At 59.9% G+C, this 18,913-nt stretch carries 14 protein-coding genes; 1 reads left to right on the top strand and 13 read right to left on the bottom strand.

Annotated features, from left to right (window positions below; genetic code table 11):
• Window positions 1-7 precede the first annotated feature (7 nt).
• The 5 genes from HU718_RS04700 to HU718_RS04680 all read right to left on the bottom strand — a co-directional run bounded on the left by HU718_RS04700 (window position 8) and on the right by HU718_RS04680 (window position 8,329).
• Window positions 8-1,966, bottom strand: a complete 1,959-nt coding sequence (locus HU718_RS04700; protein WP_186615893.1) for a DUF1302 domain-containing protein — start codon at window positions 1,964-1,966, stop codon at window positions 8-10.
• Window positions 1,967-2,015: 49 nt separating this feature from the next.
• Window positions 2,016-3,305 carry a phospholipase C/P1 nuclease family protein gene (locus HU718_RS04695; protein WP_186615892.1) on the bottom strand — a complete coding sequence of 430 codons (1,290 nt, stop codon included), beginning with the start codon at window positions 3,303-3,305 and terminating at the stop codon, window positions 2,016-2,018.
• 241 nt (window positions 3,306-3,546) lie between these two features.
• Window positions 3,547-5,115 carry an FGGY-family carbohydrate kinase gene (locus HU718_RS04690; RefSeq protein ID WP_186615891.1) on the bottom strand — a complete coding sequence of 523 codons (1,569 nt, stop codon included), beginning with the start codon at window positions 5,113-5,115 and terminating at the stop codon, window positions 3,547-3,549.
• Window positions 5,116-5,135: 20 nt separating this feature from the next.
• A complete protein-coding gene (locus tag HU718_RS04685) occupies window positions 5,136-6,728 on the bottom strand; it encodes a glycerol-3-phosphate dehydrogenase/oxidase (protein ID WP_186615890.1) in 1,593 nt (530 codons plus the stop codon).
• 5 nt (window positions 6,729-6,733) lie between these two features.
• The gene (locus tag HU718_RS04680) at window positions 6,734-8,329 is read right to left on the bottom strand and encodes an FAD-binding oxidoreductase (protein ID WP_150731438.1); all 1,596 of its coding nucleotides are present in this window, start codon (window positions 8,327-8,329) and stop codon (window positions 6,734-6,736) included.
• Window positions 8,330-8,540: 211 nt separating this feature from the next.
• Between HU718_RS04680 and gliR the strand changes: the two genes are divergently transcribed.
• A complete protein-coding gene (gene gliR / locus HU718_RS04675; RefSeq protein ID WP_150705848.1) occupies window positions 8,541-9,557 on the top strand; it encodes an AraC family transcriptional regulator GliR in 1,017 nt (338 codons plus the stop codon).
• A gap of 927 nt (window positions 9,558-10,484) precedes the next feature.
• On the opposite strand, the gene HU718_RS04670 is transcribed toward gliR, so the two are convergent.
• The 8 genes from HU718_RS04670 to mdaB form a co-directional block, all read right to left on the bottom strand.
• A complete protein-coding gene (locus tag HU718_RS04670) occupies window positions 10,485-10,853 on the bottom strand; it encodes a glyoxalase superfamily protein (protein ID WP_034154383.1) in 369 nt (122 codons plus the stop codon).
• Between the two features lie 198 nt (window positions 10,854-11,051).
• Window positions 11,052-12,509: an N-acyl-D-amino-acid deacylase family protein gene (locus HU718_RS04665; protein WP_186615889.1), complete on the bottom strand. Its 1,458-nt coding sequence runs from the start codon at window positions 12,507-12,509 to the stop codon at window positions 11,052-11,054.
• Between the two features lies 1 nt (window position 12,510).
• A complete protein-coding gene (locus HU718_RS04660) occupies window positions 12,511-13,371 on the bottom strand; it encodes a MurR/RpiR family transcriptional regulator (RefSeq protein ID WP_186615888.1) in 861 nt (286 codons plus the stop codon).
• 16 nt (window positions 13,372-13,387) lie between these two features.
• Window positions 13,388-14,737 (bottom strand): GntP family permease, encoded by a 1,350-nt coding sequence (locus HU718_RS04655; protein ID WP_150705846.1) that lies wholly within the window; start codon window positions 14,735-14,737, stop codon window positions 13,388-13,390.
• A 662-nt stretch (window positions 14,738-15,399) separates the two neighbouring features.
• Entirely contained in the window at window positions 15,400-16,017 is a 618-nt protein-coding gene (locus HU718_RS04650) for a Fic/DOC family protein (RefSeq protein WP_186615887.1), read from the bottom strand.
• A gap of 140 nt (window positions 16,018-16,157) precedes the next feature.
• Window positions 16,158-17,051 (bottom strand): NAD-dependent epimerase/dehydratase family protein, encoded by an 894-nt coding sequence (locus HU718_RS04645; protein WP_186615886.1) that lies wholly within the window; start codon window positions 17,049-17,051, stop codon window positions 16,158-16,160.
• Window positions 17,052-17,154: 103 nt separating this feature from the next.
• A complete protein-coding gene (locus tag HU718_RS04640) occupies window positions 17,155-18,066 on the bottom strand; it encodes a LysR family transcriptional regulator (protein WP_016984263.1) in 912 nt (303 codons plus the stop codon).
• Window positions 18,067-18,190: 124 nt separating this feature from the next.
• Window positions 18,191-18,781, bottom strand: a complete 591-nt coding sequence (mdaB, locus tag HU718_RS04635; protein WP_186615885.1) for an NADPH:quinone oxidoreductase MdaB — start codon at window positions 18,779-18,781, stop codon at window positions 18,191-18,193.
• Between the last annotated feature and the right edge of the window lie 132 nt (window positions 18,782-18,913).

Below are 18,913 nucleotides of genomic sequence, written 5' to 3'. Positions count from 1 at the left end.
GTAGCCTTTAAAGGAAATACTTGAGATTGAACCCGACGTTGTCGCGATCGCGGATGCCGTTGTTCTGCCCGCCGCCGTAGAACTCGGTGTATTGCAGTTCGGCTTCGAGCTTGTTCTGGTAATTGGCCTTGATCCCCAGCGTGTAGGCCTTGCGACCTTCGATGGTGTTGCCGGCCTGGTAGCTGTTGCCCTCGAAATCGTCCTTGTAAACGATGTAGGGCGAGACGTTGACCCCGGCGTACACGTCGTTCCAGGTGCCGTTGAGCATTGCCGTGTAGCTGTAGGAATCGCGGTTGACCTGATCGTCACGCTCACCGCCGGACACATAGGAATAGTTACCGGTGCCGGCGTAGTAACGACGACTACCGTCATACGCGGTGTATTGCAGACTGCTGCCGCGCAGGTGCTCCGAGGCCAGTTCGAAGATGCCGAACAGCGAGTCGAACGAAGCCGTGGGGCCGAAGTTGTAGATAGTGCCCAGCGAGGTGTTGAACGCTTCCACGCGCTCGGCGTTATTGATCTGGCTGTCGAGCGTCACCATCTGCCCGCCGACGTTGATCGACTTGCCGGTGACCGCTGCCGCTGCGCCGTTGGCCAGGTCACCGATCAGATCATTGGTGGCCGCGACGCCGATCGGCAAGTTCGGCCGATAAGCGATTTCACCGAATACCGACGCCTCGCCCAACGTCGTGTTGAAGCTGAAGCCGTACATGCGAATGTCTTCGGCGTAACGCCGATGCGCCTGGATATTGCCCATCACGTCGGCCGTCGCCAACCCATTGGCCAGCGCCCCGGCCTGACTGCCAGCGACCCCCGCCAGCAGATTGGTCAGCGCATCCATGTCGATGCCTTTGTACCCGCCCAGATCCGCAGCGATGGTCGGTTCCTTGGCGTGGTAATTGACCATGTACAACCCGAACTCGGTGCTGTTGAGCTGTTCGGCGATGTAGCGAAAAGCAAAGCCAAACTGCCCATCGTTGCGCGCGTTGTAATCCTTGCCGATGCTCGCCACTTTCAACGTATTGCCGTAGGCCGGGGTCACGCCGTTGGCGTACAACCCGGTGCTTTGCAGGGCCGAACTCAGCAACGGGTTGTTGCCCAGCGCGCTGTACAAACCGATGACGTTGCCAAACCCCGGCACTGGGGTATCAAGCGCCGTGCCGCTAAAGTTGTTGTAACCGGTGTTGCCGCCGTCGGCGAACAGGTCGGTCTGCGAGTAGAAGGTGCCGACCGGATCAATGCGGGTTTCCTTCCAGTTGGTCTGGTAGAAACTCTCCATGGTCAGCGAGTCGGTCAGGCCGATGTTGAAGCTCAGCGCCTCGACCGGCACCAGCACTTCCTTCACTTCGGCGCCGGGCAAGCGGTACTTGGCGGCGTCCACCGGGTTGGTGGTGTTGATCCCGCCGCGATAGAAAATCCCCTCGCCCCAGTTGAACACTTGCCGACCGACGCGCGCCGTCACCGGCATCTGCGCAACGTCCCAACTGCCATGCACATAGGCGTCGAGCATCTCGATGCGGCTGCCGGCGATGTCGCGAGTCTGGCCGGTGAAGTGGTCATCCTGCGGGTAGCTCTGGCTCGGTTGCGACGGGCTGTTGTTGTCGTAGTAGTCGTTGCGCTTGTCCATCAGCTGCGTGTCGTAAAACGCGGTGCCGCGCACGAACACGCCGTAGTTCTGATAGTTGGCTTCAAGCTCGGAGGTGATCTTGTACACCTCGGAAACCAGCCCGGTGTCGAAGTTGCGATTGCCGTCGTTGGTGTTGACGTCATCGTTGCTCTTGTCGCGGCCCTGCACCCGCCACAAACGACCGTAGGACAAGGTCGTGTCGAGGGAACCGGTGACCTGTTTGTCCAAGAAGCTGAACTCCACCGCGTGCGCCGCATCGACTGCGCACAATTGCAGCAACCCGGCCAGACCGACACCGGGGAGCGCGGCGCCCGTCAGGCGCAATCGAGTGTTGATCATGTTTTCCTCCTTCCCTGTTTTTTATTGTTTTGTTGTCCTGCCGCGATGGCTAGGGCGCCAATCCCGCGCTGACGTAAATCCGGCTGTGCGAGCCGAAATGCCCGAGTAACTTGAACAGTTGCTGGTTGAGTGCGGGATGGTCGAAATCTTCTCGGTGCAGCTGATTACCGCTGCTGAAATCACTGCTGACCGGCGCGGTTTCCAGCCACTGCCCGATGGCCTCGTCGAAGACTGCGGAGTCGTTGACGGACTCGGCGCTGACCACTTCGCGCAGGTAGTCGACCGAGTACGGCGGGTAGGTTTTGTCCTGAGCTACATCGACGTAGGCAGCAAGCATCGGATGCGGCTGGCCGGCGCGCAGCAATCGGCGCAGCCAGGTCGACTGGTACTTCTCCACTTCCATGTGCCGCGTGGCGACGCGCTCGATCGAGGCCTGTTTATCCTCGGCGAAACCGGCGATTGCCTTGCCTTCCAGCAACAGAAGACTGGCGAGGTCGACGCCGGGCAACGGCTTGGCGTGATACGGCTGGGTCAGGTCCTGAATGTGGTGCAGGCCCCAGCCGAGAAAGCGATAACCCCAATACGGATGACCGCTGGCAAACGCCAATCGCGCCAGGCCCATGTATTGATACGCACGCCAGTCCGGCCAACTGCGTTCAAGGAAACCGGCAGCGGCGTACACCACGGGGCTTTCGTGGAAGAAGCCCATGTGGAACGGCGCCTGCGAGCTGTACTGGAAACGCGCATCACCGAACGGTTGCGGGCCGAAACCGTACAGCGCACCGACATTGCCAGGGTTGTCGCTGAACAGGTTGATGTCGTGACCGTAATCCGGCTCGTCGGCGGCGCTGGCGAGCACCGCAAGAGGCGCGACTTTTTCGTGCTCGGTGATAACGATGAAGCGCTGGCGATTCCATGGAGAGAGGGTTTGCTCGACCATGACCTGATTGGCCTGCAAGTGCTCACGCTCAGGCAGGTCTTTACCCGGCAAGGGCTGGATGACCATCGCCAGATGAATCTCGGGATTGATGCGCAGCGCCGTGAGGAAGTCGTGACGCAGATTGTCACTTGGCACTGCGGGCAATTTCAGCTTGTCGGGGCGTGGCGGGTATTGAGCGAAGTGCGCGCGGGCGAAGGTTTCCTGTTGTTCCAGCAGCGCCAGCACGGCCGGGTATTGCTTGGTGAGAAACTGCTCCAATGGCTCTACTTCAACCTGCGGTGCATCACGCAACGCCGGCAGTTCCTGCAATGCCAGATAGCTGCCCACCGTATGGTTCGACCAGCCCCAGGCGCTCGGGGCCGTTGCACAAAGCAGCAACAGGAGGAAAGTCAGCTTCATTGCTTTTCGTTCTTATTGGCGGTGCCGTGGGGGATGAGCCTAACAACCGACCCCGCCGCTGACACTGTCCGATCTCACCAGAAAAGCTCTCCGATGGCGCCAAGTACGCAATATAAAAAACGCCACCGTCCCCCTGTGGGAGCGAGCCTGCTCGCGAATACGGTGGGTCAGTGAAATTATTGGTGACTGACACTCCGCATTCGCGAGCAGGCTCGCTCCCACAGGGATCTACAGTGTTCTTTCAGGCGGGATAACCGGTGATTTTGCGGATGCTTTGATACAGCGGTTTAAGCTGGCGGTACATGCGCAGGTAGACCTCTTTGTACAGTTGCTCGTAGATTTTCTGCGCCTCGGGTTGCGGCATGAAAACCGCACCCACCCGCGTCATCGCCGCGATCGCCGTAGGGAAATCCGCATGCAATCCCAACCCCACCGCACAACAAATCGCCGCCCCCAAACCCGACGCCTCATACACATGCGGACGCTCCGCCGGCAGGCCGAAAATATTCGCCGTCAGCTGCATCGCCGCATCACTCTGCGAACCACCACCGGCCACGCGCAACCGCTTGATCGAGACCTTCGAACGCCGCTCGATATTCTCCATGCCCTGGCGCAATGCATACGCCAATCCCTCAAGAATCGCCCGGTAAATATGCGCGCGAGTGTGCACATCGCCGAAGCCGATCATCGCGCCTTTGGCCTCGACACCCGGCTCGCGAATCCCCGGCGACCAGTACGGTTGCAGCATCAAACCCATCGAGCCAGGCGGCACCGCCTCAACCAGCGCATCGAACAACTGCTCCGGCTCGATGCCCTGCTCTTTGGCCTGCTGCATCTCGCGCAGACCGAACTCGTTCTTGAACCAGCTGACCATCCAGTAACCGCGATAAATCATCACCTCACAGTTGAACTGATCGGGCACCGCTGAGGGGTATGGCGGGATCAACGGGACAATTTCCAGATAACGCGAGCGGGTGCTGGTGATCGTCGCCGTGGTGCCGTAGGACAGGCACACCGTGCTCGCATCGACCACGCCGGCACCGACCACTTCGCAAGCCTTGTCGGCACCGGCAGCAATCAGCGGCAAGCCCTCGGGAATGCCGGTGTGGCTAGCGGCTTCAGCGGTGATGTAGCCGAGGGTTTCACCGGGTTTGTGCAGGCTCGGCAATTGCTCGGGACGCACCGCCAGCGCCTGCCATTTCCAGTCACTCGGCGCGGCCCATTTCAGCCGTTTGAAGTCGAACGGCAGATAGCCGACGCAGCAGCCTACGGAGTCGACAAAACGCCCGCACAGTCGATGAGTAAGAAAACCGGACAGCAGCAAAAACTTGTCTGTTGCCGCCCACACTTCAGGCTGATGCTTGGCGATCCAGTTCGCCTCAGCCTGGGCACGAAAATAATCCACAGTCGCCTGGGCGCCGACCAGTTTGAACAGCCAGCCCCACGGCCCTTTGATCCCGCCCTCGACTTCGCTCTGCCGTTGATCGAGCCACAGAATCGCCGGGCGCAACGGTTTACCCTCGGCATCAACATTGATCACCGTGCCGCGCTGCGTGGTCAGGGAAACGCCGGCAATCTGCGAACGGTCGATGCCGGTCTGCGCCCACACTTGCTGGCAAGCCTCGCCGAGTTTCGCCCAGTAATACTCCGGATCCTGCTCGGCCCAGCCCGGTTGCGTCGAGTAATACGCCTGCAATTCAACCTTGCCTTTGCCGAGCAGATTGCCCTGCAAATCGAAGAGCAGCGCGCGCACGCTCTGGGTGCCGTTGTCGATGGCCAGCAGGTAACGCTTGTTCGGGTGGTTATCCATGGAGCTCTCTTCAAGGGGCATCAAGGCGTGGCATCCGGCAAACCATGATGGCGTTGCCACAACGCCCGATAACGCTGTTCTTCCTGCTGCCAGTGTTCGTCGCTCCAGGCCAGTCGTGGCTGGCAGAGTTGGCGGATGGCGCTGAAGTATTCTTCGCCACCGTGAGGCAACAATAGGCCAAGCCGCGTGCGGCGCAGCAGGAGATCGTCGAGGTGCAGGACCATTTCTGCGTCGCAGGCGAAGGCCAATTCCGCCCATAAAGTGTCCGTGGCGCCGACCGTGGCGTGGCCGATCTCCGTGAGCAGTTGCGCCAGCCTTGGCAGGTCGCGGCCATGCCGTCCGGCGAGACGTCGCCATTGATGGCTGCTCAGCGCCGGGATCGGCAACGCAGGTACAGCGGCGAATACTGGAGCGGCGTCATCGACGAAAGGACGATCCAGCATGCTCGCGCAGGCCTTGAGCACCTCGATGGCTTGAGGGCGAAACGTGGTCAGTTTGCCGCCGGCCAGTGTCACGCAACCGGGTTCCTGCCACAGCACATGCTCGCGGGTTTCATTCGACGGTTTGTCGTGATGCGCACCTGCGCTGCCCACCACCGGACGCACGCCGGACCAGGTCGACAGCACATCATTCGCCGTCACTTCTGCACCGGGAAACTGTTGTGTGCAGGCCGCCAGCAGATAGTCGAGTTCTTCAGCGCTGATGCTCGCGCTCTGATCCAGATCCTCGCGATGATCGAGGTCCGTGGTGCCCACCACCGTGGCGCCCTCCCAAGGGAAAACAAACACCGGTCGCCGATCACGCTCATGCATAAAAGTGAACGCCTGTGCCATCGGCAAACGCCAACCCGGCAGTAACAAATGACTGCCGCGCAACGGCCGCAATTGCCGTGGTGCCTCCGTCGGCCGCAGGCGTTCAGCCCACGCGCCAGTCGCCACGGCGAGCACGTCGCAGCACAATTTCAGGGTTGTGCCCGCCTCGCAATCTTCGATCTGAACGCCGCAAACACGGCCGTTTTCTCGCAGCAAATGTTCGACGCGAACGCCACTGACCACGACAGCGCCATCCGCCCGTGCCTCGCTCAACACACGCATCACCAGCCGCGCATCATCGGTCAGCGCATCGACAAAACTGGTGCCGCCGAGCAAGTCGATTTCCTTCACCCCCGGCGCCAGATATCGAAGCTGTTGCGCATCATGAAAGCGATGGCTGCGACGCCCGGCCAGAGCGTCGTAAACGCTCAGCAAACCACCCAACACCCGAGGCCCGGGAAAGCCGCCACGATAGTGCGGCATCATGAAACTCATCGGCTCGACCAACCCCGGCGCTTCGTCGAGCAAGCGCTGACGTTCGCGCACCGAATCACGGGTCAGGCGCCACTGGCCCTTGGCGATGTAACGCAAACCGCCATGGACCATTTTCGATGATCGACTTGAGGTGCCCCAGGCGAAATCGCGTTGTTCCAGCAGCAGACAGCGCCAACCTCGACGTGCGGCTTCACGCAGGATGCCGGCGCCGCTGATGCCGCCGCCGATGACGATCAGATCCCAGCTTTCCTCGGCCAGCGTCGGCAGAATCTGCTGGCGCCACGCAGCGTTCCAGTCCTGACTCATGGCCGTCATTCCGGCAGCAGCGTGCCGGGGTTGAGGCGCCCGGCCGGATCGAAGTGTTTGCTCAGCGCCTGCAAGGTATCCATCGCCAGCGCGCCCTTCTCACGCAACAGATACGGCGCGTGATCCTTGCCGACACCGTGTTGGTGACTGATGGTGCCGTGGTTGTCGACGATGGTCTGGCTGGCCGCATGTTTGAGCGCTTTCCAGCGCGCCAGCGTCGCGGGGTAATCCGCCGACGGGCGAAACACGTAGGTGGTGTAGATACTCGAACCTTCGCCGTAGACGTGGGACAGGTGGGTGAACACATGCACGCGTTCGCCTTCGGCGGCCAGGGCATCGCGCAGGCTGTTTTCGATGAGGTTGAGCAGGTTGTCGACGTTGCTCCAGTCGGTGGCGGTTTCGAGGGTGTCGACCACGTAACCGGCGTTCCACAGGTTCTCGCGCAGGTAGGGGAAACGGAAGCGGTTCTGCGCCCATTTCTTGCCGAGCAAGGTGCCGGTGAATACGCCGCCGAAGGCCTTCAGATGCTGCCGCGCCTGCGTCAGCGACAATGCATTTTGTCGGCGATTGCCGGTGACGCCGAAGGTCAGCAGGCATTTGCCCTCTGCCGCCCCCCTTAGCTTCAGGTACTTTTCCAGCCAGGCGATTTGTTGCGGATGACCGGCCAGCGCCAGTTGCGTTTCGGTTTCCACGGCGTTGGACAGGCGCAGCATCGACAGCGGCACGCGCGCCTGGGCCAATTGGCGGATCGCCCTTAGCGCTTGCGGCCAGTCGGGGAGAAACACACCGTAAAAACGTTCATCGGCAGGCAGCGCGCTGACCCGCACCTTGACCTCGGAAATGATCCCGAAACGGCCCTCGCAACCGAGCACCACTTCGCGCAGATCGGGCCCGGCGGCAGAGGCCGGGAAAGTTGGAATTTCCAAAGGCCCGGCAAAGGTTTCCAGGGTTCCGCCCGCAAACAATTGCTCGATCCGGCCATAGCGCAACGACTGCTGACCACTGGAACGGCTGGCGACCCAACCGCCCAGCGTCGACAACTCCCACGACTGCGGGAAATGCCCCAGCGTGTAGCCCCGCGCACGCAACTGACTTTCCACCTGCGGGCCACTCGCGCCGGGGCCGAACGTTGCCAGCAGGCTTTGTTCGTCGAGGTCGATCAGGCGATTCATCCGCGCCAGCGACACCGTCACCACTGGCCGCGCCGAATCTGGCGGATTGATGTGCCCGGCCACCGACGTGCCGCCGCCGTACGGGATCAGGCACAAGTCCTGTTCGTGAGCGAGCGCCAGCAATTGGCGAATGTGTTCGGCCGTCTCCGGGAACGCCACCGCATCCGGATAATTGCCCAGCGCACCTTCGCGCAACGCCAGCCAGTCCGGCAGGCTCTGACCCCGCGCATGCAGCAAACGATCATGGGCATCGACGCTGTACAAACTGTGCGCCGGCAATCGCGAGGCTGGCACGCGGGCCAATGCGGTCTCCAGTGTCGCGTCGGGCAGCGCTCGCCCCTCGCCCAATCGCTCATGAAGAAACTCCGCGCCCTGGGCCGGCAGTTCGACCACCGTGGTTGCATCTCCCCAGCCGTTCCAGCGTCGCATGCGTGTGTCCTTTTTTGCCGTCAGATCAGTGATATTTCAGGCCCCCATACTAGCCAGCGGCCGCAAAGTGTCACGGTCGCATCCGGCCAGTTCGTGTAGCCAATTGAGTCAAACGTCGCGCAAGCGTCAGCCATTTACTTTAGTCGGGGTTTCAAATTACCTTTCAGGCTATTCGTCCGCCTCCGCCGCCATTGATCAAAGGAATGGGATCATGCAATCGCTTGGCTACACCTCGGTTCCGCCGCTGCTCAAGTACCTGCGCCATGCCGAACACCTGGGCATGGCGATTGAACCTGCATTGGCGGCGGCGGGTTTGCAGGCGCAGCAGTTGAGCGACAACACCCTGCGTTTGCCCGGTGAGGCGCATGAACGCTTGCTGGATTATTTCTGCGAACACTCGGGCGATCCGCTGTTCGGCCTCAACGCGGCGAATTTCGTCCTGCCCAATTCGTGGAGCGTGCTCGGTTACATCACCATGAACTGCGCGACGCTGGGCGATGCGATGAGCCGGATCATGCCGTTCGAAAAACTGGTCGGCGACATGGGCGTCAGCCGCGCCGAGGTGCAGGACGGCCATGTGCATCTGATCTGGACCTGCCGCTATCAGCGCCCACGGATTCGTCGGCACTTGGTGGAGAATGTCCTCGGTTCGTGGCTGCAATACGCGCGCTGGATCGCCGACACGCAGATGTCGCCGGCCGGGGTCTGGCTGGAACATTCATGCCCGGCCGAGGCCACGCCGGCGCAGTACGAAGCTTTTTTCGATTGCCCGGTGTTGTTTGATCAACCGTATTCAGCGCTGGTCGTGCCGTTGGCGTATTTGCAGTTGCCGTTGCGTCAGGCGGATGCGCAGTTGCTGCGCACGCTGGAAGAACATGCGTTGGGATTGATGGCGACGCTGGAGGATGCGTCGCTTGAGCAGCAGGTGAAGAACATCCTGCGGCAGTTGCTCAAGGAGGGTTTGCCGCGCAAGGAGCAGGTCGCCGAGCAGCTCGCCGTTTCAGTGCGCACATTGCAGCGGCAGTTGCATCAGGCGGGGACGTCGTATCAGCAGATTCTCGATGATCTGCGCCAGGAACTGGCTGAGCATTATTTGCTCAACAGCACGCTGCCGATTCAGGACATTGCGCAGTATCTGGGGTTTACCGAACCGAGGTCGTTTCATCGCACGTTCAAGAGTCGGCGAGGGATGCCGCCGGGGGAGTTTCGGCAGATGCATCGGGGGTGAATGTTCGGGCCTCTTCGCGAGCAGGCTCGCTCCCACATTGGGTCGGCGGTGAACATCAACTTTGTGAACAACGGAGATCAACTGTGGGAGCGAGCCTGCTCGCGAATGCGCCAGTTGCCGCACCCAATTCCTACAGGTAAATCTTCGATACTTGAGCGCAATAAACATCCCGCACCCCAGTTGTTTAAAGACACTCAGCGTTACGCGAAACAGCCCACAAATCCTTGCGCCACTGCCTACGCCTGCGCCAGAATCCGCCGGCTTGTGCGCCCGGAGCATGCTGCGTAACTTGATTGCGTCACTGATTCCCAGTGATCGGGTTTAGTAGCCCGGAGGTAATTCTGCTGGTCGTACATTCATCACAGGTACTCGCGTATCTGAGCTTGATGGTGGCTGTACGCAGGGCGCTTCGGCGCGCCGGCTTAGCTGAGTTCCCCGGTCTACTAACCTGCGTACAGCTGCCACCCTTTCGTTTAGTAGCCAAAGGGTGGCCGCTCAACAAAGGGAACACAGCGCAAGTGGTGATGGTGGCGGAAATGGCCGTCAATCGCGTGTTGGACAGGTTAGTGCCGACCGACTAACGAAAAAGCCCGCGACCCCAACTGTGATGGTTAGGTGGCGGGCTTCTTTTTGCGGTGTGCCATTTCCCCTCACCCCAGCCCTCTCCCGGAGGGAGAGGGGGCCGACCGAGGTGTCTGGCGCTAGACATCGACCTGAATGACCGAGTCGATTATGGATTCGACCGAGCAGGTTCAGGTCGGTGTATCTCTCAAGCATCCCCGAATCGGTCCCCTCTCCCTCTGGGAGAGGGCTAGGGTGAGGGCCATCCATAATCGATGCAGATCTTTCAGGTCGATGTCTAGCGCCAGACACCTCGGTCAGTCCCCTCTCCCTCTGGGAGAGGGTTAGGGTGAGGGGCTTTTCGCTTCAGAGGCTGATCGCATTGGTGAACACCAACCGATTACCAAACGGATCGACGATGGTCATGTCCTGACTCCCCCACGGCATCGCCTGAATACCCGGATGCGAAAACTTGTAATCCTTGGCCACCAACTGTTGCTGAAACGCCTCCAGCTCATCGGTCTCGATACGCAGCGCCGAACCCGGGCACGCATCGCCATGATGCTCGGACAAATGCAGCACACATTCACCGCGCGACACCTGCAGATACAACGGAAAATTCGCCTCGAAGCGATGCTGCCAGTCGATCTTGAAACCCAGAAAATCGACGTAAAACTCGACAGCCTTGGCTTCATCGAAGATCCGCAGGATCGGGGTGGTTTTGCCGAAGCTCATGGGGTGCTCCCTGACTGGTTGGCCCCACAGTGTAGACGGGGTGGATGTCAGCAATTCGGCTTGGGCTGGCGTTTCTTTAATTGCACAGTGCCACTATGAGACACAGTTCAAAAGATCGCAGCCTTCGGCAGCTCCTACAGAAGGTCGCATTCCCATGTAGGAGCTGCCGAAGGCTGCGATCTTTTGACGTCAGCAGAATCACTTAAACCCGTCGCGTAAATTCCCATCGCGTGCGAGAAACCGCCCTTCCCTGCGACCATTCGCCTGCCCGTCGCGATAACTCAACACGCCATTAATCCAAACCCCATCAATCCCCTGCGCGGCCCGTTGCGGATCATTGAAATCCGCGACATCACGCACGGTCGCCGGATTGAACAACACCAGATCCGCCCAATAGCCTTCACGAATCTCGCCTCTTTCCTTCAACCCAAATCGCGCCGCCGACAACCCGGTCATCTTGTGCACGGCGGTGTGCAGCGGAAACAGGCCGACGTCGCGACTGAAATGTCCTAACACCCGTGGGAAAGCGCCCCACAGACGCGGATGCGGGAACGGGTCTTCCGGCAGTCCGTCAGAACCGACCATCGACAACGGATGCGCGAGGATTCGTCTGACATCCGCCTCGTCCATCCCGTAATACACCGCACCCGCCGGTTGCAAGCATTTCGCGGCATCGAGCAGTGGCACGTTCCATTCGGCGGCAATGTCGATCAGGTCACGGCCGCTGACCTCGGGGTGCGGCGTCGACCAGGTGATGGTGATGCGATGCGCATCGGTGACTTGCTTCAAATCCAGCGTCGATGAACTCGCTGCATACGGGTAGCAATCGCAACCGACCGGGTGAGTTTTCGCTGCTTCCTCCAATGAGGCGAGCAATTGCGGACTGCGCCCCCAATTACCGACGCCAGCACATTTGAGGTGGGAAATAATCACCGGTGAACGCGAGTGTCGACCGATGCTGAACGCTTCATCCATCGCTTCCAGAACCGGCGCGAATTCGCTGCGTAAATGAGTGGTGTACACCGCGCCGAACGCCGTCAGTTCTTCGGTCAGTTGCATCACTTCATCGGTGGAGGCGTTGTAGGCGCTGGCGTACGCCAGACCTGTGGATAAACCCAACGCACCGTGCTCAAGGCTTTCGCGTAACTGCTCGCGCATCGCGGCGATTTCTTCTGGCGTCGCTGTGCGGAACAGGTCATCCAGATGATTGCTGCGCAGCGCCGTATGGCCAATCAGTGCAGCCACGTTCAACGTGGTATTGGCCGCTTCCACCGCCGCACGATAATCACTGAAGCGTGGATAAACAAACGCCGCCGCTGTACCGAGCAGGTTCATCGGATCCGGCGGATTGCCCTTCAGTGTCACGGGCGAAGCGCTGATCCCGCAGTTGCCGACAATCACCGTGGTCACGCCTTGACTGAGTTTGGGCAACATCTCCGGCTGGCGAATGACCACAGTGTCGTCGTGGGTGTGCACATCGATGAAACCCGGCGCCAGCACACGACCGGCCGCGTCGATTTCTTCGGTCGCCGTGGCATCTTGCAAGTCGCCGATACGCTCGATGCGGCCCGCGCGAATAGCAACATCGGCGCGGTAACCGGGCATGTTGCTGCCATCGATGAGCAGGGCATTGCGAATCAGGGTGTCGTACAGCATGTCAGTCTCCCAGCGGCAGGTGATCGTCGCCGCCACGGTATTCATCGAGGGCGAGTTTGATCCGCCGCAGACGTTCTTGATTGTCTTCAGGATTGGCCAGCGCCAGCTCGGTCGCCAGCACGTCGATGGCGAGCAACATGCCGTAGCGCGCCGCCGTCGGTTTGTAGATGAACGAGGTTTCTGCGCCTTGCAGCGGCAGGACGATGTCGGCCAGTTGCGCCAGCGGCGAATCGGCGCGGGTGATCGCTAGAATGCGTGCGCCGTAGTTGCGCGCCAGTTCGACCGTCTCGAGCAGCTCCGGAGTGATGCCGGTCAGCGAACAAACGATGAGCACTTGCTCGGCGTTCAGGCTGGCGGCGGTGACGCGCATCATCACCGCGTCATGGCACACGGCAATCGGGTAGCCGAGGCGCACCAGCCGAACCTGCAATTCGTCGCTACACAGGGTCGAGCAACCGCCCAGGCCGAAGGCGTGAATCATTCGTGCCTGGCCGAGCATCTTCACCGCATCGGCAAAGCGTGACTCGTCGAATCCGGCCAGATGCTGGCGCAGCGTGGTTTCGATGTCGCCGACAATCTGCCCATAGAACGCCGACTGTTCAGGCGTGCCCGCTGGGTCGAGAAAACGGCTGCCGACGCCGCTGGCCTGAGCCAGTTGCAGGCGCAGATCACGCAGGTCGCGACAGCCGACCGTGCGGGCAAAACGCGACAGCGTAGCGGTGCTGACTTCGGCGCGTTGCGCGAGGTCTTCGAGGCTGGCGCTGGCGGCGAAACCAACGTCATCGAGCATCAGCCGGGCGATGCGGCCTTCACCGGCGCTGAAGGAATCCTGACGGGCGCGGATCTGGTAGAGGATGTCCATGGGCGGCGGGCTCCGGTTACAGCAGGTAAGAAAGGCCGACGGTCAGGCCGAACGCGACTATCGAGATCAGCGTCTCGAGCACGGTCCAGGTCTTGAACGTCTGCGCGACCGTCATGTTGAAGTATTCCTTGATCAACCAGAAGCCGCCGTCGTTGACGTGGGAAAAGATAACCGAGCCAGCACCGGTCGCCAGCACCAACAGTTCAGGGTGTGGATAACCCAGACCAATGGCCACTGGCGCGACCACGCCGGACGCGGTGGTCATGGCCACGGTCGCCGAACCCGTGGCGATGCGCATCAACGCAGCGAAGAGCCAGCCCATGATCAGCGGCGACAGGTGAAATTCATGAGCGAGGCCGACGATCTGATCGGTGACGCCAGCGTCGACCAGAATCCGGTTCAAGCCACCGCCAGCGCCCACCAGCAGGGTGATACTGGCGGTCGGCGCCAGGCATTCGTTGGTGAATTTGAGGATCGATTCGCGGTTGAAACCCTGAGCAATACCCAGTGTCCAGAAACTCAACAAGGTCGCCAGCAGCAAGGCAATCACCGAGTTGCCGATGAACAACAGGAACTGGTTGAAGCCGCTGCCCGGCGTGGAAATCAGGTTGGCCCAGCCACCGATCAGCATCAACACCACCGGCAACAGAATGGTCGCCATGGTGATGCCGAAACCCGGTAGTTTGTCGCGCGGTTCGCGGTCGAGGAATTGTTTTTCCAGCGGGTTATCCGCCGGCAGCTGAATGCGCGGCACGATGAATTTGGCGTACAGCGGCCCGGCAATGATCGCGGTGGGAATGCCGATGGCGATCGCATACAGCAAGGTCTGCCCGACCGACGCCTGATACGCCTGCACCGCGAGCATCGCCGCCGGGTGTGGCGGCACCAGCGCATGCACCACTGAGAGGCCGGCAACCATCGGCAAACCGACCATCAGAATCGACACGCCAACGCGCCGCGCCACAGTGAATGCAATCGGCACCAGCAACACAAAACCGACCTCGAAGAACAGCGGCAGCCCGACCAGAAAGGCGATGCAGACCATCGCCCAGTGCGCGTTCTTCTCGCCGAATTTATCGATCAGCGTGCGCGCCATCTGCTCGGCACCACCGGACTCGGCCATCATCTTGCCGAGCATCGTCCCCAGCGCGACCACCAGCGCAATATGCCCCAGCGTCTTGCCCACCCCGGCCTCATACGCCCCCACCACACCCGACGGCGGCATCCCCGCGACCAGCGCAAGACCAATGGAAATCAGGGTGATGACGATGAACGGGTTGAGCCGGTAACGGGCGATCAACACGATCAGCGCGATGATGGCAACGGCGGCATACACCAGCAGCCAATAGCCGAAGGAAGGCGTCATGCGGTACTCCTCGAAAGGGTCACGTTCGAATGGGTTGTGAAACTCATAAATCATTTCGAGATCGAGATTTCAAACCGCATGAAAGTAATTTTCGTGGAGAGGCAAGACGTGTCGCTAATGGATATGTCTTGTCGTGATTAATGAAAATCGTAGGGCGGGATTTACATGGCTTTTCGGTGAACGAGAAACCAATGTGGGAGCGAGCCTGCTCGCGAAGGCGGCTTCACATTCAACATCTCTATCGACTGAAAAACCGCTTTCGCGAGCAGGCTCGCTCCCACAGTTTTGATCGCGCACTGTCAGACAGAATGTGCAAAAACTGTGGGAGCTGGCTTGCCAGCGATGATGGCTGCACATTCAATTTAGATGCTGACTGGCCGACCGCTATCGCTGGCAAGCCAGCTCCCACCGGTTCGGTGTCCAGCCATACCTTATATTTTTCAAATCCAGCCAAACGCTATACTCGCCTGACAACCTCCGCGGAGTCCCTGCCATGAGCCCCACGCCTCGCACCAAAAAAAAACTGACAACCGAAACGTTGATCCGCGCAATCGCCAGCTCGACAGCCATCGAGACGGGTCAAAGCGTGGAGACCATTGAGCGCAAACTCAAACTCAGGTCCAGTAAGTTCCTGCACTTGTCCTTGGCCAAGTAGCCCCGCCTCAAGTCCATAATGCCTGCCGGACCCAATACTCCATGGGTTCGTAGTTGCAGTTCAGCCCTTGGTTGATGGCTGCAAAATAAGCCTCTTTGTTTCGCTCCCAACTGCTGTAGTCCAGCGGCACGTAGCCCGCCTGTACGGCCATGACATCCGCCAGTAATCGCGACAAGCGTCCGTTACCTTCACGAAAGGGATGAATCAGGATGAACTCGACGTGCGTTACAGCGATGGCGCGAATCAGGTTCTCATCCAAATCGGGACCACATGGCGTGTATTTGGACAGGCAGTCCTTTTCAAATCCATCGAGCAATCGAGGAATCTGCGGCGCAGCAGCGAAGAAAAATCCATCCTTGCCCAAATTTACCGCACGGACATCGCCCGCCCATGGATAGATGTTCCCGAGCCAGTGTCGATGCCAATCCTTCAGATCCTGAACAGTGATTGATCGATCAGGCAAATGCTCGATGAGCACAGATTGGTAGAGTTTTTCCAACAAAAACAGCTCTGCATCATCCATGTCTTCGGGTTCGATAATTCCCAGTTTATTGCTCAGCACTTGCTCATTCGAGCCGGGCTGAAAGCTGCTTTGCGCCCCTTCTGCGTCATAACGGTCAATCATCCTTGTACCTGCTGAACTGGCAATGTTCAGAGCACCATAGGTCTGGCGTGACACAAGCGCAAAGCCCGAAACGAAAACGGCTGCCCGATGGCAGCCGTTCTAAAGGGTGATCACAAAGCCCAGCGCGGCCCAGACGGCAATCACACCATTTCGTTACGAATCCATTCAACCACCGACGTGCGCTTCGGCACCCAGCCCAGCAGTTCGCGGGCGTGTTTGCCGCGCACTCGGCTGTTGGAGCCGAGGCCGTAGTTGGCCATTTCGTAGCCCCATTCCGCTTCGGCGTCTTTCAGTGGCCAGTCTTGTGGTTGGCCCAGATTGAGGGCTTCGGCCATGGCGGTTGTCATGTCGATGAACGACGCTTCACCGCTTTCGACGAAGTAGAAAGTACCCGGTACGTTCTTGGTCAGCGCCAGCAGGTAGAGGGCGACGACGTCTTCGATGTGCACGTTGGACCAGATGTTCTGGCCGGTACCGACGTGGCGCACCACGCCGCTTTTGCGTGCTTGCTTGAGCAGTCGTGGCAATTGCACGCTGTCGCGATTGACGCCCAGGCTGTGGCCGTAGATCAGCGTGTTGCAGATAACGGCGGAATTCACGCCGTCCTTCGCCGCCGCGAGGATCAGGTTGTCGATGGCCACGCGGGCGGCCTTGTCGACGGTCGGCTCCGGCAGATTGTCCTCGTAGTAGATGACATCGCTGGATTTACCGCCCGAGGCATCACCGACGATGCTCGAACCGCTGGTGTGCAGGAATACTTTGTTGGAGCCGCGCAACGCGTCGAGCAAGGCTTCGACTGCACCGCGATGGTCACTGCTGGCGGCGTTGATCACTGCGTCGGCAGCGCGAGCCTGTTCGGCGAGCAGTGCCTTGTCGTCGAGAGTGCCGATGACCGGGGTAATCCCGATGGCTTTCAGCTCTTCAGCCTGTTCGGCGCTGCGCACCAGGCCTGTGACTTTGTGCCCGGCCTTGACCAGACCGGTAGCGATCGAGCCGCCGATAAAACCGGCAGCGCCGGTGACGAATACGTTCATGGAGTAATTCCCTGCGTGAGTAAGTGATGGGACGAGTATCGACCTGTGGGTCGGAGGGAAAAACCCGCCCTCGCCCAATTCACTCTTGCGCAGAGGTCACGAATCAGCCCTTGAAATCGGCGCTGGCGTAAGCAGCGAGTTTGCTCTGGATAAAGTCGAGGAAGCACTGAATGCGCAGCGCCAGTTGCGAGTTACGGTAGTACACGGCGTTGATCGGCTGGCGATAACCGCTGTTGAATTCGCCGAGCAGGACCTTCAGGCGCCCGGCACGAATGTCGTCAATGGTCATGAAGTGCGACAGGCAAGCGATGCCCTGCCCTTCCAGCGCCAGATGGCGCACGGTCTCGCCGCTGGAGGCGCTGATGGCCGGGGTGATCGGCCAGCGGTCGCCGTGCACATAGCGCAGCGGCCATTGGTTGAGACCTTCATTCTGGGTGAAGCCGAGCAAGGTGTGTTCGCTCAGATCGGCCACTTGCTGCGGGGCGCCATGTTTTTCCAGGTAGGCGGGGCTGGCGACGATCAGCAGCGGGCTGCAGCCGAGCGAGCGCGCGTGCAGCGTCGAGTCAGCGAGGGTGCCGATACGGATGGCGACGTCGGTGCTTTGTTCCAGCAGGTCAATGATCAGGTCATTGCTGTTGAGTTCGAGCTGGATGTCCGGATAGAGCCGACGGAATTCGTCGATGTACGGGACCACCGCATGGAGCATGAACGGTGATGCGGCGTTGATTCGCAAGCGACCGGACGGTGTTTGCTGGCGCGAAGACAGGCGTTCTTCGAGTTGCTCCATCTGATCGAGAATAAGCTTGGCTTGCTCGAAGAAATACTTGCCCTCCTCGGTCAGGTCCATGCGCCGCGTGGTGCGGTTGATCAGCGTGGTGTCGAGCTTGGCTTCCAGCTTCGACAACGTGCGGCTAACCGCCGAAGGCGTTTGCCCGACCTGCTCGGCGGCGGCGGAGATCGAACCGCACTCGATCACGCAGACGAAAATCTGCAACTCATCGGATCTGGCTTTCACGGGTGTCCTCTTTGAGATCGCCAAGATCGCAGCCTTCGGCAGCTCCTACATGGAAATGGGTTCCTGTAGGAGCTGCCGAAGGCTGCGATCTTTTGCTGTTACCACCGATAGTAGCTTGAAACACTCAAGCCTTGAGGCCAAACACCTCGGTCAAATGCTGCTCATAACGCGCCACATCTGCCTCGATGTTCGGCCGTTTCATCACGTCGACACAGAGGAACGTCGGCAACCCGGTCATACCGAGAAACTCGTTGGCCTTGTGAAACGGGAAGTACACCGCATCAACACCTTTGGCCTCAAAGAAATCAGTCGGGTCATCGAAGGCCTGCTGCGGTGCGTTCCAGGTCAGCGACAGCATGTATTGCTTACCCTGAATCAGGCCACCGCTGCCGTACTTCTGCGAAGCATCGGAACGAGTGCGGCCATCGCTGGCGTAGAGGCTGCCGTGGCCTTCGGTGAAGACTTCGTCGAGGTACTTTTTCACCGTCCACGGCGCGCCCATACACCAGCCGGGCATCTGATAAATGATCACGTCGGCCCAGAGAAATTTGGCCACTTCTTCAGCGACGTCATAGCCCTCGTCGATGAAGGTGGTCTTGACGTCGACACCGCCGCGATCGAGCACGCTTAACGCCGCTTCGTGCAGGGTGGTGTTGTAGCGACCGTCGGAGTGAGCGAATTTTTTACCGCCATTGAGCAACAGCACTTTTTTCATGAGAAAGCCTCGGCGCAGCCATTGGGCTGGATGGAGAAGGGAAACTGGAATGGCGGCAGATTAACGATCCGCCTCGCGCGGAATAAGGCCCGATTGCGCAAAATACATTTGATCAAAAAGCACGAATCCATC

Source organism: Pseudomonas tensinigenes (assembly GCF_014268445.2).
Classification (GTDB): Bacteria; Pseudomonadota; Gammaproteobacteria; order Pseudomonadales; family Pseudomonadaceae; genus Aquipseudomonas; species Aquipseudomonas tensinigenes.
Note: the sequence above shows the minus strand (reverse complement) of the source record. Positions and strands in the feature narration are given on the sequence as shown.

Excerpts from the sequence above, each read along its gene's own strand:
- HU718_RS04700 (WP_186615893.1), bottom strand. The coding sequence starts at position 1,966 with ATGATCAACACTCGATTGCGCCTGACGGGCGCCGCGCTCCCCGGTGTC.
- HU718_RS04695 (WP_186615892.1), bottom strand. The coding sequence starts at position 3,305 with ATGAAGCTGACTTTCCTCCTGTTGCTGCTTTGTGCAACGGCCCCGAGC.
- HU718_RS04660 (WP_186615888.1), bottom strand. The coding sequence starts at position 13,371 with ATGGACATCCTCTACCAGATCCGCGCCCGTCAGGATTCCTTCAGCGCC.
- HU718_RS04690 (WP_186615891.1), bottom strand. The coding sequence starts at position 5,115 with ATGGATAACCACCCGAACAAGCGTTACCTGCTGGCCATCGACAACGGC.
- HU718_RS04685 (WP_186615890.1), bottom strand. The coding sequence starts at position 6,728 with ATGAGTCAGGACTGGAACGCTGCGTGGCGCCAGCAGATTCTGCCGACG.
- HU718_RS04650 (WP_186615887.1), bottom strand. The coding sequence starts at position 16,017 with ATGATTGACCGTTATGACGCAGAAGGGGCGCAAAGCAGCTTTCAGCCC.
- HU718_RS04655 (WP_150705846.1), bottom strand. The coding sequence starts at position 14,737 with ATGACGCCTTCCTTCGGCTATTGGCTGCTGGTGTATGCCGCCGTTGCC.
- mdaB (WP_186615885.1), bottom strand. The coding sequence starts at position 18,781 with ATGAAAAAAGTGCTGTTGCTCAATGGCGGTAAAAAATTCGCTCACTCC.
- HU718_RS04680 (WP_150731438.1), bottom strand. The coding sequence starts at position 8,329 with ATGCGACGCTGGAACGGCTGGGGAGATGCAACCACGGTGGTCGAACTG.
- HU718_RS04670 (WP_034154383.1), bottom strand. The coding sequence starts at position 10,853 with ATGAGCTTCGGCAAAACCACCCCGATCCTGCGGATCTTCGATGAAGCC.
- HU718_RS04645 (WP_186615886.1), bottom strand. The coding sequence starts at position 17,051 with ATGAACGTATTCGTCACCGGCGCTGCCGGTTTTATCGGCGGCTCGATC.
- HU718_RS04665 (WP_186615889.1), bottom strand. The coding sequence starts at position 12,509 with ATGCTGTACGACACCCTGATTCGCAATGCCCTGCTCATCGATGGCAGC.
- gliR (WP_150705848.1), top strand. The coding sequence starts at position 8,541 with ATGCAATCGCTTGGCTACACCTCGGTTCCGCCGCTGCTCAAGTACCTG.